General features: G+C 70.2%; 7 protein-coding genes. All 7 read right to left on the bottom strand.

The features are described 5' to 3' along the window. Positions 1 to 20 precede the first annotated feature (20 nt). The 7 genes from AR539_RS15395 to AR539_RS15365 all read right to left on the bottom strand — a co-directional run bounded on the left by AR539_RS15395 (position 21) and on the right by AR539_RS15365 (position 15,528). On the bottom strand, positions 21 to 701 hold the full coding sequence (locus tag AR539_RS15395) for a FadR/GntR family transcriptional regulator (protein WP_066438763.1): 681 nt from the start codon (positions 699 to 701) through the stop codon (positions 21 to 23). Continuing rightward, positions 698 to 1,975, bottom strand: coding sequence for an MFS transporter (locus AR539_RS15390; RefSeq protein WP_066438760.1), 1,278 nt, complete (start codon positions 1,973 to 1,975; stop codon positions 698 to 700). Before AR539_RS15390 ends, AR539_RS15395 begins: the two co-directional genes overlap by 4 nt. A 31-nt stretch (positions 1,976 to 2,006) precedes the next feature. After that, positions 2,007 to 2,816 carry a 4'-phosphopantetheinyl transferase family protein gene (locus AR539_RS15385; protein ID WP_157361027.1) on the bottom strand — a complete coding sequence of 270 codons (810 nt, stop codon included), beginning with the start codon at positions 2,814 to 2,816 and terminating at the stop codon, positions 2,007 to 2,009. After that, on the bottom strand, positions 2,813 to 3,613 hold the full coding sequence (locus AR539_RS15380) for an ABC transporter permease (RefSeq protein WP_066438757.1): 801 nt from the start codon (positions 3,611 to 3,613) through the stop codon (positions 2,813 to 2,815). The genes AR539_RS15385 and AR539_RS15380 overlap by 4 nt, the downstream gene beginning before the upstream one ends. Further along, positions 3,610 to 4,608: an ATP-binding cassette domain-containing protein gene (locus tag AR539_RS15375; RefSeq protein WP_066438756.1), complete on the bottom strand. Its 999-nt coding sequence runs from the start codon at positions 4,606 to 4,608 to the stop codon at positions 3,610 to 3,612. The genes AR539_RS15380 and AR539_RS15375 overlap by 4 nt, the downstream gene beginning before the upstream one ends. Continuing rightward, on the bottom strand, positions 4,605 to 4,817 hold the full coding sequence (locus AR539_RS15370) for an MbtH family protein (protein WP_066438753.1): 213 nt from the start codon (positions 4,815 to 4,817) through the stop codon (positions 4,605 to 4,607). The genes AR539_RS15375 and AR539_RS15370 overlap by 4 nt, the downstream gene beginning before the upstream one ends. A 64-nt stretch (positions 4,818 to 4,881) precedes the next feature. Then, positions 4,882 to 15,528, bottom strand: a complete 10,647-nt coding sequence (locus tag AR539_RS15365; RefSeq protein ID WP_066438749.1) for a non-ribosomal peptide synthetase — start codon at positions 15,526 to 15,528, stop codon at positions 4,882 to 4,884. Between the last annotated feature and the right edge of the window lie 134 nt (positions 15,529 to 15,662).

Below are 15,662 nucleotides of genomic sequence, written 5' to 3'. Positions count from 1 at the left end.
GGGCCTTTGTTCTGCCGCGGCTACTGCTGGATCCACTCCGCGCAGGAGTTGAGGTTCCGCTGCACGCTGTCGACGGCGGCCGCCTCGTCGTGCGCGGCGATGGCGTCGGCGAGTTCGTCGTGGCCTTCGTGCGGGAGGCCGTTGAAGCCGGCACGGCCCTGCTGCCGGAGCAGGTCGGCATGGAAGACGGCGCCGAAGCTGATGTAGAGCTCGTGCAGCAGGGGATTGCCCGAGGCTTGGGCCACGAAGACGTGGAAGTCCCAGTCCGCCTGTGCCCACGCGCTGAAGTCCCCGGCCAGCCAGGCGTCACGGCGGGTGGCGAGGAGCGCGCGCATGGCCGCGACGTCGTCGTCCGTCGCATGGCGGGCGGCCAGCCGGGCGGCCTGGGTGTCGAGCCCCACCCGGACCTCCAGGATGTGCACCTGCGAATGGTCCCGGTACATGCGCCGGGCGGCGCCCGAGATTTCGCTGGTGGCCCGGACGTACGTGCCGTCACCGCGGCGGACTTCCAACATGCCGCTGTGTGCCAGCGCCTTCACCGCCTCGCGCAGGGTGCCGCGCGAGACGCCGAGGGCTGCCATCAGTTCAGGTTCGGCCGGGATCCGCTGCTGCAGCGGCCACTCGCCCGAGTGGATCAGTTCCCGAAGCTTGGCGGTGACTTCCTCGACCAGCGGCGGCCGGTGCGACGTGCTGAGTGTCATCGCCGGACCTCCCCGGCCGGCTGCGGTGCCGGCTGCGGTTCCGTGGGCCGGGGCGCCTTCGCCCGCGCGGTGAGCAGATGCCCGACGGCGATCTGGCCGAGTGCCACGGCCAGCAGCAGGACCAGCGGCAGTGTCCAGGATCCGGTGGAGCTGTGCAGCAGCCCCATGCCGAAGGGCCCCAGCGTGGCCAGCAGGTACCCGACGGACTGTGCCACCGTGGACAGCGCCGTGGTTTCCGCGGTGGTGCGGCCGCTGCGGCTGATCATCACCATCACCATCGGGAAGATGCCCAGCCCGAAGCCCAGCAGCACCGCCGTCAGCGGCGCCCAGTCGACCGGGAGGACCAGCATGGCCAGGACGCCGGCGGCCATGGTGATGGTGGACAGGTAGAACGCGGTGCGCTGCATCCGGGGCCGTGAGCCGATGGCCACCAGCACCATGCCCGCCGGGACGGAGACCAGCTGCATCAGGCCGAACATCAGCCCGCTCTCGGAGGCCGTGAGGCCCAGGGTGACCAGCATGTACGGGAACCAGCTGAGCACGGAGTAGGCCAGCAGGGCCTGCACGGTGAAGCCGAGCGTGATCAGCACGCCGGTGCGGGTCCGCAGCAGGGGCCAGGGCGACACCCGGCCGGCCTTGACGGCCGGGGCGTTGCGGTGGGCGTGCAGGGCAATCGGCAGGAAGCCCAGGCAGGCGCCGAGCGCCAGGAAGCCGATCGCGCCGACCCCGGCCGACGGCGAGCCGAGCTGCTGCGCCACGGGGACGATCAGCACGGCCACCGCCGTGGCGCCCGTGGTCATGGTCACCGTATACAGGGCAGTCATCAGCGACGTCCGGTGCGCGAAATGGACCCGGATGAAGGACGGCATCGCCACGTTGCAGATCGCCAGCCCGGACATCCCGACGACGGTGCCCGCCAGCAGCATGCCGGTGGACGGAATGCCGCGGACCAGGAGGCCGCCCGCAAGCAGCACGAGCGAGAGCAGGATGGCCTTTTCCAGGCCCAGGAGCCGGGTGAGCCAGGAGGTGGCGGCGCCGGCCACGGCGAAGCAGAGGGTGGGGACCGACGGGATGATGGCGGCCACCAGCGGCCCATAGCCCAGGACCTGCTGCAGGTCGTGCAGCAGTGCCGACGCGCCGGTGATGCCGGCGCGCAGGTTGAGGCCGATCAGCACAATCGCCACGACGCCGGCGATAGCGACGCCGCGGGGTGGGCGCGCGACGGCGGGAGGTGCTGTCTCGGGGAGGGCGGATGTCGCCGTGCTGCTTGCCATAACCAAAGGTTAGACGTTTGATGTTTGCCGACTAAACTTTAGTGGCGAATATCTCGGCAAGTGACACGGCCCGGAGGGGCAGGCATTCGGAGGCCGCCACGGCCGCGGCATAGCCCTCCGGCGCCGGAACGGGTGTAACCAGGAGGCCGTGGACCGCGGTATTGCCCGCGCATTCCGCAAGGAACGGGCCGGCCGGGCCAGCGGGGCCGGAAGTGCCGCCGATGCCCGCCGGGACCAGCCGGACGCTGGAAGGTGGCACAGCCAGGCCAACACCTGCGGCTTTCAGTACGGCTTCCTTCGCCACCCACCATCGGATCCGGCCTGCGTTCGACAGTTGAGGGGAGGGCAGCCCAGGGCCGTCCGGCGCCTCGCGCTCCTCCGGGGCGAGGACGAACTCGTCGAAGCCCGCGAACATCTTGCCGGGAACCCTTTCGATGTCCGCGCCAAGGCTGGTTCCCGCAGGACCTGCGGCCGCCATGACAGTTCCGTGGCTGCGGGACATGCTCAATGCGACGCCCTCGATCGCGGGTTTGCCGTGGTCGGCGGCGCCGCAGCTGCCGCAGATCCGCCGGACCGCCAGCCCGGCGGCGTCGGCTGGCCGCAGCCCCAGCCGCCGCGCTGCCAGCAGCCGGAACAAGGCATGGGATGCGTGGTAGTCCAACCGGTCCTCCGGACGCCGGAACCGGTGCGAGGCGTCGCGTTCCCGCGGAGACAACCCCCCGAGGCTCCCGGACAACCCGGTCTCTCCTCCCAACCCGGCACGGCCCGCGGCCTCCTGGAGCACGGTGGACGGCATCGCCACGTACTCGATTCCGGCGCCAGGGTGGCCTGGCCCCGTCACCGCTTGCTGATCCTTCGGTACTGCGCAATCGCCAGCGGGGCAAACACGGCGATGATGCCGACGCTGCACAGCACCGAATACAGGAGGGCGTTTTCAGCCGGCCAGCCGCCCGGGGCGCCGAATCCGGCCGGGGCCGCATTCCCGAAGAGGTCGCGGGCGGCGGTGGCGACGGCGGTGACCGGATTCCATTCCGCAATGACGCGGAGCGGGCCGGGGAGGGAGCTGACGGACACGAAAGCACCCGAGACGAAGGTGACGGGGAACAGCCACACGAGGCCCAGGCTCTGGGCGACTTCAACGCTCCTGGCCGTCAGGGCAATAACAGCCCCGATCCAAGACACGGCAAAGGCAAACAGGAGGAGCAAGGCCAGCGCGGCCAGGGCGGAGACCGGCCCGGTGGTGATCCGCCAGCCGATGGCCACGCCGCAGAGGAGCGTTACAGCGACGGAGAGCACGCTCGTGGACAGATCGGACGAGGTGCGGCCCAGGATGACGGCCACGCGGGACATCGGCAGCGAACGGAAGCGGTCGATCAGCCCGAGCTGGAGGTCCTTGGCCAGGTAGACGGCCGTGAACGAGGCGTTGAAGGTCAGCGTCTGCGCCAGTATGCCGCCGATCAGATAGCTGCGGTACTGGTCGCCGCCGAGGGTGCCGCCGAAGACGAAGCCCAGCAGCAGCACGAACATCACGGGCTGCACGATCCCGGTGACCAGCGCGCCGGGAGTGCGCAGGACATTGATGAGGTTGCGCCGGGCAATGACGGAGCTGTCCCGGAAGGCTGCGGTGATGGCGCTCATGCGGGCACCCGGGCTTTCTCCGGAGTCAGCACTTCCGTAGTCCCGGAATCCGGGGCCGCCGCCGCGGCGTGTCCGGTCAGTCGCAGGAAGACGTCGTCCAGGGTGGGGCGGCGCAGGGAGGCCTCGTCGACCGGCAGGGCGCGGGCGTCCAGTTCGGACAGGACCCGGACCAGCAGCCGGTGGCCTTCCGGGGCGGCGATGGAGACGCGCAGGTTCTGCGGGTCCTGCTCGGCCCGGAGACCCAGGCCGGCGGCCCGCTCCAGCACTCCGGCCGCGGCAGAGAGGTCGGCGGCGTCGCGCATAACGACGTCGATCCGTTCCGTGCCGGCGCTTTGCTTAAGTTCCGTCGCCGTTCCCTCGGCAATGACGCGGCCGTGGTTGATGACAGCAATGTGGTCCGCCAGCCGGTCGGCCTCCTCAAGGTACTGGGTGGTGAGGAGGACAGTGGTGCCGTCCGCCACAAGGCTTGATACGACATCCCAAGTGTCCAGGCGGCCGCGCGGGTCGAGCCCGGTGGTGGGCTCGTCCAGGACCACCACCTTGGGCCGGGCCACGATGGCCCCGGCGAGGTCCAGCCGCCGCCGCATGCCGCCGGAGAAAGTGCCGGAGCGTTTGCCGGCCACGTCGGTCAGCCGGAAGCTTGCGAGCAGTTCGTTCGCCCGGGCAGCTGCGGTCCGCCGGTTCATGCCGTACAACCGGCCCACCATGTGCAGGTTTTCGAAGGCCGTGAGCTTCTCATCCACAGCGGCGTACTGCCCGGACAACCCGAGGTTGCGGCGGACCAGGTCCGGATCGGTCAGGACCGAGTGGCCGGCGATCCGGGCGTCACCGTTGTCCGGGGACAACAGCGTGGTGAGAATCTTGACGGTGGTGGTTTTGCCGGAACCGTTCGGTCCCAGCAGGCCCAGCACGGTCCCTTCGCCGGCGTGCAGCGTGAGGCCGTCCAGGGCCTTGAAGCTGCCAAAGCTCTTGCTGACGTTCTCGACCCGAATCACTGCGAGGCGGCGAGTTCGGCGACCTTGCGCGGAGCCATGTCCGTCCAGGTCCGGGACACGTAGTCGAGACAGGCGTCGCGGCTGTCCGGGCCGAACATTGTCACCCAGCCCTGCGGTACAGCGGCGAAGGCCGGCCAGAGGGAGTGCTGCTGGTACTCGTTCACGAGTACGGAGAACGTTGCGGACTTGTCATCGAATGGATTCGTCACGGTGACCTTTCCTGTCGGTGCTTGCGTTCGGACAGCCCCTCTTGTGGAGCAGAGGCATCATTGGTTATTCGTCTCCGCCGTCCAGGCGGATGGCCAGCGCGGGCATAATTGCGCTGAGAGCCACCTCACTCAACATCTGGGAGTGCCGGTCCGCCACGGGAACGTCGGTGATGGCCCCGGTGATGAAAGGCCGCCACGCATCGCTGCCGGGAGTGCCTGAAGGCACGGCACGGGTGGCCCGGAAAAAGAGCAAGTCGCCGTCGAACATCTGCGGCTGCTCGTTGCGGATCAGCCGGGCAAGTTCAGGGAAGTTCCCCACCATGGCGTTGACGGAGTCCAGCGGAACGGTACCCAGCGGGTTGTGGTGTTCGCGCAGGATTTCCTGGGCGCGCTGCCCGTCCAGCCCGGCGATGTCCTCGTCCTGCAGTTCATAGCCCTGGGCGTCGAGGTAGCTGGCCCACAGTCCCGGGCCGGTCCCGACGTCGGCATTGTCCTCCTGGTTGCCGGGGAAGGCATCAAGGATGGACAGGAACGCCACCTTCTCGCCGATTTCCTGCAGCCTCGTGGCCAGCCGGTGGACCAGGTGTCCGCCGAAGGACCAGCCGATCAGGTGGTAAGGGCCCTGGGGCTGCACGGAACGGATCTGGGCAATGTAGTCGTCCGCCAGGTCGGTCAGGGTTGCGGCCCCGACCGGGTGGGTGTGGCCCGGTTCCGTCCCGGGCATCTGCAGACCGATCAGGGGCCGTTCGGGATCCAGCGTGCCCAGCATGGAGGCGTAGCCCCAGCTGATGCCGGAGGCCGGGTGCACAGCGAAGAGCGGAAGTTTGGTTCCCGCGGACCGCAGGGGCAGCAGCTGCCGCAGGCTGTCTGCTGCGCTCTCCTCCGCGCCCTTGGCAGCCTCGCGGAGCAGGGCCTCGACCGTGGGCGCCCGGAACAGTGACTGGACCGTCAGATCCGTGCCCAGGGCAGCGTTGACCTTGGCGATCAGTGGCTGCGCCAGGAACGAGTGCCCGCCGAGCTCAAAGAACGATTCGTCCACGCCCGCCCGGTCCAGGGACAGCACCTCGGCGAAAATCCCGGCAACGGTCTTTTCCCGCGGGGTCCGCGGACCCCGCCCGGCGCGGCGGCCGGTGCTGCCGGGATCCGGCAACGCACCCGCGTCCACCTTGCCGTGTGGAGTCAGGGGCACCTCAGTGATGATAACGACGGCGGCCGGCACCATATAGTCCGGCAGCAGCCCGCGCACATGGTTGCGGACGGCGTCGGACAGGTCCCTGTCATCGATTCGGCTGTCATCGCCGGTGTCCGCCTCCTCGGAGGCGTCCGCCGGCACGACGTAACCGATCAGGCGCACACCGCTGCCGGCGTCAGTACCGCCGTCGCTTCCCACGGTACGCACCACAGCGGCGCGGATGCCTGGAGCGCTGCGCAGGGCCCGCTCCACCTCGCCTGGCTCTACGCGGAAGCCGCGGATCTTCAGCTGATCATCGTTGCGGCCGGCGAAGACCAGCCGGCCATCGGCGTGCCGGTACACCACATCGCCGGTGCGGTACATTCGTTCGCCACCGCCGGCGAAGGGATCCGCGACGAACCGCTCGGCCGTCAGCTCGGGCCGGCCGCGGTAGCCGCGGGCCAGTTGCCGGCCGGCGATGTAGAGTTCGCCCGCCGCGCCGGGCAGAGCGTGCTGCAGCCTGGCGTCCAGGACGTAGAGCCGCGTCCCCGCGGTGGGTGTGCCGAGCACGGGTTCCCCGCCGCCGCCGACACGGGCCAGGGTGGTATCCACCGTGGCCTCGGTGGGGCCGTAGAGGTTCCAGCCCTGGACGCCGGGGTGCGCCGCCACCATGTCCCAAAGCCCGGCGTCGAACGCTTCCCCTCCGAGGGCCAGGCTGAAGGGGCCGGCTTGGCAGCCCTCGGCCGCGTGCGCATCGAGCAACCGGGTGAAGACGGGCTCGGCCAGGAGCTGCCTCAGGTAGCCGGGCGTGGTTTCCCAGGCGTCGATGCGGTGTTCCGTGAAGTAGGCGGCGAGCTGCCGGGAGTCGCGGCGGGTCTCGTCGCTGATCAGATGCAGCTCGTGGCCGGCCACCATCCAGAGGACCGGGTCCCAGGAGGCGTCGAAGCCGACGCCGGTGGTGTGGGCCACCCTGCGGTGACCGGCGATCGCCAGCAGCGTGCCGCGGTGAGAGGCGAGCAGCGCGGCCAGGGCGCCGTGGCTGACTTCGACGCCCTTGGGCCGGCCAGTGGAGCCTGAGGTGAACATGACGTAGGCCAGCTCGTGCGGGGCCGGCCTGGTATGTGCAGCCAGGCCGGCGGAGTCGCCGCCCAGGTCCTGGCCGGCCGCCTGCCCCTTGCCCTCCGGCGCCCGGAGGTCTTCCAGCACCAGCAAACGCGGCCGGACCGTCAGGTCCGCGAGGAGGGTGTCCGCCCGCTCCGCCACCGCACGGCAGGTGAGGATCACCGGCGGGGCGGCGTCCTCGATGATGGCAGCGGCCCGCTCGTCCGGGTATTCAGTGTCGATCGGGTTGTAGACGGCGCCTGCAGCCAGCACGCCGAACATGCTCTCGACCGTTCCCCGGGAACGGGGCAGCAGCACAGAGACCACATCGCCGCGGCGGACGCCGGCCCCCGCGAGGGCCGCGGCAATCCGGGACGCGGAGGCGGCGAGGCCCGCATAGGTCAGCGTTCCGTCCTCCGCGACCAGCGCGGTGCCGTCCGGTGTTGCGTGGACCGCCGCGGCGAGGGCCGACAGGATGTCGGGCTCCGCGCCGGAGCTGGCTGCCGGTGCGGCCCCTTGGTCAGACCGGGACCCGGCGGTGGCCGCCATCAGGGTGCGGGCGTCCTCTTCACCGAGCAGGGGGAGCGCGGAGACCGGGGTGTCCGGGGAAGCCGCGGCGAGTTCAAGGAACCGCCCGAAGCCATCGGCCAGCCGCCGTGCGGTTGCTTCCTCGAACATCGCGGCGTTGTAGTCGACCGTGCCGGTGAGTCCGGCGCCGCCGTCGCTGTCAGAGCCGTCGCCGTCGGGCCGGAAGGTGAAGGAGAGGTCAAACTTGGCCTCGCCCGACGCCGTCTCCGGCTCGGGGTCCACGCGGACTCCGGGCAGTTGCGGAACCGCCGGCACCTCGTTGTCCACAGTGAGCATGGTCTGGAACAGCGGGTGGCGGCCCAGCTCACGGTCCGGATTCACGGCTTCGACCAGACGTTCGAAGGGCACATCGTCGTGGTCGAACGCTGCCAGGATACTTTCGCGCGACCGGCTCAGCATGGTCCGCAGGCTGGGGTCGCCCGCAGCGCCGACCCGCAAGGGCAGCGTGTTCACAAAGAACCCGACCAGTTCGCGCAGCGCCGGGTCCGTCCGTCCGGCCGTGGGGGAGCCGATGACAAGGTCGTCCCCGGCGCCGCTGCGGTGCAGGAAGGCGGCCAGCGCGGCATGGAGCGCCATGAACAGGCTCGCGTTCGACGCCGAGGCCAGGCCGTTGAGTGCGGTGACGCTGGCGGGATCCAGCCGGAACAACAGCTGCCGTCCGGGCTGGCGTGATTCGCGGGGCCGGCGGTGGTCCGCCGGCAGCATGAGTTCGGCCGGGATGCCGGACAGGGTGCGGCGCCAGTGCTCCAGCTTGGCGTTGAGCGCGGTCCCGTCGAGCTGCTGCCGCTGCCAGTTGGCGTAGTCGGCGTACTGCAGGGGCAGCGGGGCCTGACCGGCAGCGGGGTCGCTCCCGCGGGCCGTCGTGTAGGCGGCGGACAGGTCCCGCGCCAGCGGGGCGAGGGAGGCGCCGTCGCTCGCGATGTGGTGCATCACGAGGTGCAGGACCCACTCCGGCGCGTCGGCCGCCGCGACCCGGATCAGCCTCGCCCGTAGCGGCAGCTCGGTGCGGACATCGAACCCGCGTTCGGCGTCGTCCTGCAGTATTCCGGGGACTTCGTCGGGGGTGGCGGCGCTGACGGCCAGGCGCATGCCGGCGCCGTGGGTGGCGTCGGACGGCTCCAGGACCAGCTGTTCCGGCACACCGCCGTTCTCCGGATAAATGGTCCGGAGGACTTCGTGGCGCCGGAAGAGGTCAACGACGGCGGAGGCCAGCGCCTGCTCGTCGAGCGCCCCGGTGAGGCGCACCGCCAGGGAGATGTTGTAGTCGGCCGACCCCGGATCCAGCTGGTTGAGGAACCACATGCGGGACTGGGCGTAGGAAAGGTCCAGCCGGGCGGGCCTGGCGGCATCGGCGCCGGACAGCCAGTCCGTGAGCGACGCCGGCTCCGCTGTGTGTTCCTGCGACGCTTCTTGGGCAGCGCCCGGCGCCGTGGCCGATCCTGCGGATGCCGCGGCGCCCAGGGTGCCCGTCTGCCGGTGCACGGCAGCCAGCAGTCCGGCGGGTGTGGGCTCATCGAAAAGCCTGCGCAGCGGAAGTTCGGTGCCGAAAGCCTCGCGGATGCTGCCCATCATTGAGACCGCGAGCAGGGAATGCCCGCCCAGCACGAAGAAGTCATCGTCCATCGAGACCCTGTCCACGCCCAGGATTCCGGCGAAGATCCCGCACATGGTGCGTTCGTCCGCGGTCCCGGGAGCGGCACCCCGGCCGGTGCCGGCAGCGGCGGACGGCGCCGGAAGGGCCTTCCGGTCCAGCTTGCCATGGGGCGTCAGGGGGATGGCGGGCAGGTGCATCAGAACGGCCGGGACCATGTAGTCGGGCAGGCCGGCCGCGGCCCGGGAGCGCAGCTCTTCGGGCGTGGCCGCGCCCGTGTAGTAGGCCACGACGCGGTGGGCGGGATCGCCGTCGGCCACGGCCACGGCACGGTCAACCTGCGGATGGCTGGACAGCGCGGCCTCGATCTCGCCGAGTTCGATCCTGAAGCCGCGGACCTTGACCTGCTCGTCGGTGCGGGAGAGGAACTCGAGCGAGCCGTCCCGCGTCCGGCGGACCAGGTCGCCGGTGCGGTACATCCGGCTGCCGTCAGCGGCGAAGGGGTTGGCCACGAAACGGGAGGACGTCTCGGCTGGGCGGCGGTCGTAACCGCGGGCCATGCCGGGACCTGCAAGGTACAGCTCGCCCGGGACGCCGGCCGGAACAAGCGCCAGGTACTGGTCCAGGACAAACGTGTCCGTGTTGGCGATGCCGCGGCCGATGGCCGGTGAGCTGCCGCTGATCTCCGCGGTCACCGAGTCCACGGTGAATTCGGTGGGGCCGTAGAAGTTGTGGGCCGAGACCTCCGGTGCGTTGGCCAGTTGCTTCCACAGTCCGGCGGTCACCGCCTCTCCGCCGAGGGCCAGGAGCAGGGGCTGCTTGCGGGTCGCGTCGAGCAGGCCGCTCTGCAGGAGCTGGCCGGCATAGGACGGGGTGGTTTCCAGCACGTCGATGCCGTGGCCGCGGCAGTACCCGGCGAGCGACTCGGCGTCCCCCCGGACGTCGTCGGCAACCATGTGCAGCTCCGCCCCGGCGACCAGCCACAGCATCGGATCCCAGGCGGCGTCGAAGCCGAGCCCGGCAATGTGGGCCACGGACACGGTTCCGTCCTGTCCTGCCGCCTCAAGGCGCGGGGCGTACAAGGTGCGGTGGTGGTGCCGGTAGAGGTTGGCGAGGGCGCCGTGCGGCACGGCCACCCCTTTGGGGCGGCCGGTGGAACCGGAGGTGTAGAGCACGTAGGCCAGATCTTCGCCGCCCGGGCGGCGCTGTGCCAGGGCCGCATCGGTGATGCGCGCACCCGCCGCCAGCAGGCTGCTGACGTCCAGCGTCCGCGGCCCTGCGGAGCCGTCCGCACCTGCCGCCGGCGCACCGGAAATCACGACGGCGGGAGCGCCGTCCTCGAGGATGATCCGGATGCGCTCCTCCGGGTAGGAAAGGTCCACCGGGATGTAGACGCCGCCCGCGGCCAGTACGGCCAGCGCGGCAGCAACGGCGTCCGCCGTGCGGGGAAGGGCCACCGCGACCCGGTCGCCCGGCTCCACGCCGGAGGCCACTAGTCCCTTGGCGATCGCCTGGACCCGGCCATGGAGCCCGGCGAAGCTGGAGCCGGCGCCGGCTCCGGCGCTATCGACGAGCGCCGATGCCTCGGGGGTCCGCGCCACCGTGGCACGGAAGGCGTCGACGACCGTTTCGGGGGTATCGCCGTCCACGCCTGCATGAAGGCTCTGTGCCAGGGCGAGCCGGTGCTGCTCCGGGGACTGGATCCGGAGCCGGTCCAGGGTGATCCCGGGATCGGCGGCGAACTGGTCGACGGTGGCCAGGAAGCCGGCCACGAGCTGCTCGACGGTGGCCCGGGTGAACAAGGCCGGGTTATAGGCCAGCGAGCCGCGGATGCCGGCCGCGGCGTCGTCTTCGCCGGGGTTTCCTTCAACGCCGGGGTTTCCTTCAACAAGGTCCAGCAGCAGGTCGAACTTGGCACCGCCCGGTTCCTGGCTGAGGTCCGCGGTGGCTTCGAGACCGTCCATGGAGAGCCCGGCCGCTGCCGTGTTCTGCAGGGTGAGCATGACCTGGAAGAGCGGGTGCCGGTGCTGGGAGCGGCCAGGGTTCAACTCCTCGACCACACGCTCGAAGGGCGCGTCCTGGTTGGCGTAGGCGTGCAGGTTGGTATACCTGACGCTCTCCACGAGCTCCGCGGCGGTGGGGTTGCCGGACGTGTTGGTCCGCAGCACCAGGGTGTTGACGAAGAAGCCCACCAGTTCGTTGAGCCGGGTGTCCGTGCGCCCGGCCACCGGCGTGCCCAAGGGGATGTCCTCGCCCGCCCCGGACTTGGTGAGCAGGGCCGCGAGCGCGGCCTGCAGCACCATAAAGAGGCTGGCGTTGTGTTCCCGGGCCAGCGCGTTGAGTCGGGCGCCGGTTTCCGGGCTGATGGTGAGGGGAACCGACGCCGCCGGTCCGGCGGCGCTCTGCGCACCGCGGATGAAGTCGAACGGCAGCCGCAGTTCGTCGGGCGCACCGCGCAGTTCGCGGGTCCAGAACTCAAGCTGGCGGGAGATGGCGCTCGCCGGATCTTCCTCGCTGCCCAGTTCGTCGCGCTGCCAGAGCGTGTAGTCGGCGTACTGTACCGGCAGTGGCGCCAAGGGGGTATCCGTGCCGGCCGCAAGTGCGTTGTACGCGAGGGAGAGATCCTGCGCGAGCGGGGCGAGGGACCAGCCGTCCGCGGCGATGTGGTGCAGCGTCATCGCGAGAACATGGTGGTCCGGTGCAAGCTGGAACAGCACGGCGCGCAGCGGCAGCTCTTGGGTGACGTCGAAGCCGCGCCGGGTTTCAGCGGCGAGGGCACCGGCCAGCGACCCGGCGGTGCACTGGACGGCCAGCAGCTCCACCGGCTGCTCCGACAGGATCCGCTGGGCGGGTTCGCCGTCGACCAGCGGGAAAACCGTCCGCAGGGATTCATGCCGGTCCGCGACCCGGTTGATCGCACCGTGAAGCGCCGGGACATCGAGGGTGCCCACCAGGTCCAGCACCACGGGGATGTTGTAGGCGCCGGACCCGGGATCGAACCGGTTCAGGAACCAGAGCCTGCGCTGGGCAAAGGAAAGCGGAATGACGGCCGGGCGTTCCGCCGGCCCCAGGGTGTTCGTGCTGCCTTCTGCCAGCTCCAGGGTCGCGGCGAGGGCGGCCACGGTGGCCTGTTCAAACACGGTCCGCAGGGCCGGAGCAACGCCGGCCCGGTCCCGCAGCAGGGCCACCAGCCGGGTCGCCAGCAGGGAGTGTCCGCCGAGGTCGAAGAAGTCGTCGTCCAGCCCCACGGCGTCGAGCCCCAGGACTTCCTTGAAGGCCTCGGCCACGATCCGTTCCCGCTCGTTGCGTGGCGCGGAGACCGCCGATTCCGTCTCCGGTGCGGGAAGCGCGCTGGTGTCCAGCTTGCCGTTGGCGGTCAGCGGGATGGCCGCGATCTGCTGTACTGCGGCGGGCACCATGTAGTCGGGCAGCTGCCGGCGGAGAAGCTGGCGCAATTCCGCCGTGTCCAGCTCCGTCATATCCGGGTCTGCGGCCGTGACGTAGCCGAGCAGCTGGTCGTAGCCGGCGCGGTTCCTGGTGACGGCGACGGCAGCGTGCTCCACGCCGTCGAGGCTGCGGAGGACCTCTTCGATTTCGGCAAGCTCGATCCGGAAACCGCGGATCTTGACCTGCGCATCCATCCGCCCGCGGAATTCGAGCGTCCCGTCCGCGAGGCGCCGGACAACGTCGCCCGTGCGGTACATGCGGGAGCCGTCCGGGCCGAACGGGTCCGCGACGAACCGTTCGGCGCTGAGACCCGGCATGTCCAGGTAGCCGCGCGCCAAGTTGATGCCGGCGACATAGAGCTCACCAATAGCGTTATCGGGGACGGGGTTCAGCCCGGAGTCCAGGATGTAGTGCCGGCTGTTGGCCACGGAACCGCCGAGCGTTGGTCCGGTGCCGGGCTGCATCACGGCGGTCAGGGAATCGACTGTCGTCTCGGTGGGACCGTAGAAGTTGTAAGCCACCAGCCCGTCCTTCTCCGCGAGGGCGTTCCACAGCGGGGGGTCCACGGCCTCGCCGCCCAGGGCCACAACGGACGGGTGGCTGCCCTGGTCGAACAAGCCGCCGGCGAGCAGCGCCTTGGCGAAGGAAGGGGTGGTTTCGATCGAGTCGATGCCCGTGCCGGACAGATAGGTGCTGAGCGCTTCCGGGTCGCGGCGGGTCTGGTTGTCCACGAGGTGGAGCTCATGGCCGGCGATCAGCCAGAGGATGGGGTCCCAGGATGCGTCGAAGGAGAGCCCGGCGGTGTGCGCGACCTTTAGCTTCCGTCCGAGGCGCTCTTCCGCGGGCAGGAAGATGCTGTCCCGGTGCGAGGTGTAGAGGTTGAGCAGGGCGAGGTGTTCGACGCCGACTCCCTTGGGCCGGCCGGTGGAGCCGGATGTGAAGATGACGTAGGCCAGATCCTGTTGCCCGGCGGGGCACTCCAGCGCCGACCCGTCCTTGCCGTCCAGGCAGGACGCCATGAGGGGGGCGTCCAGCACCGTGACGGGAACATCCGTCGCGAGTTCGGCATGGCCGTTGTCCCCGCCGGTGAACGCGGCGGACGTCAGCAGCCGGGCCGGGGCAGCGTCTTCGAGCATGCCCTCGACCCTGCCCGCGGGATAGTCCGGGTCCAGGGGCAGGTAGGCGGCCCCGGATTTCAGGATCGCCAGGATCGCGACGGGCAGCAGGACGCTGCGGTCCAGCCGCACGGCGACGGTCTGCCCCGGTCCTGCCCCGTGGCTCCTGAGGAACCGGGCCAGCTGGTTCGAGCGGGTTTCCAGCTCGCCGAAGGTGAGTTCTCCGTCGGGCGCGATGACGGCGGTCCGGGTGCCGCAGTCCTGCGCATTGAGCCGGAATTCCTCCATCAGGGTGTGCCGGGGCAGGGCCGCGTCCCCGGCGTCTCCGGCGGCCAGCAGCGAGCGTTCCTCGACGGCGGTGGTTACAGACAAGCCGGCGAGGAGGGAATCGGGCTGGCTGGCCACCTCGGTGAGGAGCCGGACAAAACGGGTCAGGTGCTCCTCCAGCTGCGTGGTGCTGTAGAGGGCGGCGTTGGCTTCGAACTGGGCTCTAGGTCCCGGTTTTGGGGGCGCGGCTGAATCATCGGCGGATCCGGCGTCGAGCCCGTGGAGGATGATCGAAAGGTCGTCGATGGGGCCGGTGGAGAGGATGTTCATGGTGCCGCGGGCGGGGCCGAAGCTGATGTCGTCCAGGACGGGCAGGATGTTGACTGAGGGGCCCCGGTAGCCGCTGTGGGTGTTGAACTCCTCAAAGCGGCCGCGCTGGTGGATCACGGCTCCGCGCAGGGTGGTACCCGCGGCAGTGATGGTGTCGCGGACAGTTGCGCCGGGCTCGACAGCAATCCGGATGGGCACGATGTTGGAAAGCATCGACGGCGTGGATTTGGCCAGTTTGCCGCGGCGTGCGGTCACGGGCAGGGCCACGGAAACATCGCGTTCGCCGGTGATCCGGTGCAGGTACAGTGCGGCCGTGGTGAGGACCAGGGCCGGCGCGGAGCCGGCGGCGGCCTGGAGGGCCGTGGCGGCAGTGGCCGGCAAGGTTGTGGCGGCGCGGACCAGCGACGTGGCTGCGCCCGTGGGCCGGCCGGCAAGTCCTACTGCGGCCGGCGCATCCCGCAAGTGGTCTTCCCAGTAGGCCCGGTCGGCGTCGGCGGCATCCGAGCCGGCGTAGTCGTTTTCGGCTGCCAGGAGGTCGGCGAGGGCGCCGAACGCCGGCGTGTCTGTGTTTTTCCGGTTCGGCGGACTCTCCAGCAGCCCTTGGTAGAGCTCCGCCACACGACGGAGCACCAGCACGGCCGAGTAGCCGTCCAGCATCAGGTGGTGGACCCGCTGGTAGAAGAAGTGCCGCTCGTCGGAGAGCTTGATGAGTTCCGTGTGGAGCAGTTCATCCGTGACGACGTTACGGGCGAGGCCCAGGTCCGAGTCCATCAGCGCCCTGGCTTCGGCCTCCGGGTCCTTCGCACCGCTCAGGTCCGTGACGTCCATCCCGGCCGAGGTGGGGCGGGGGAATTGGAACGGACCGGCATGGTCCTCTCCGAAGGACATGTTGAGGGCATCTGTCCCTGCCACCGCCCGCGCCACGGCGTCGGCGAGGACCGGTACATCGAGTGGGCCCTTGATCTCGACGAACTGGCCGATCTGGTACATCGGATTCTCCGGAGCCAGCTGCTGCGCGTACCAGATACCACGCTGGGCGGGACTCAGGTCGAGCCGGCCGCCGGAGTAGTCGGGCTGGGCATTCGCGTGATTCGGGGACATGTTCCTTCTCGGGTATCTCGAGGGGCTGGGTGGGCGCATCCAGGGCACACGAATGGGACCTGCGCTGTGATCTCAGACAGAATGATCCCCGGCAGGCCGGCCAGTGCGGCCGGGCTGCCGGGGATCAGGGGGGT

The sequence above is a fragment of the Arthrobacter sp. EPSL27 genome, from assembly GCF_001512305.1.
GTDB lineage: Bacteria > Actinomycetota > Actinomycetes > Actinomycetales > Micrococcaceae > Arthrobacter.
The sequence above is the reverse complement of the archived record's forward strand: the minus strand, read 5'-3'. Positions and strand labels throughout refer to the sequence as shown.

Bases quoted from the DNA above. Each gene is read 5' to 3' on its own strand.
- AR539_RS15395 (WP_066438763.1), bottom strand. From the start codon at position 701: ATGACACTCAGCACGTCGCACCGGCCGCCGCTGGTCGAGGAAGTCACC.
- AR539_RS15390 (WP_066438760.1), bottom strand. From the start codon at position 1,975: ATGGCAAGCAGCACGGCGACATCCGCCCTCCCCGAGACAGCACCTCCC.
- AR539_RS15380 (WP_066438757.1), bottom strand. From the start codon at position 3,613: ATGAGCGCCATCACCGCAGCCTTCCGGGACAGCTCCGTCATTGCCCGG.
- AR539_RS15365 (WP_066438749.1), bottom strand. From the start codon at position 15,528: ATGTCCCCGAATCACGCGAATGCCCAGCCCGACTACTCCGGCGGCCGG.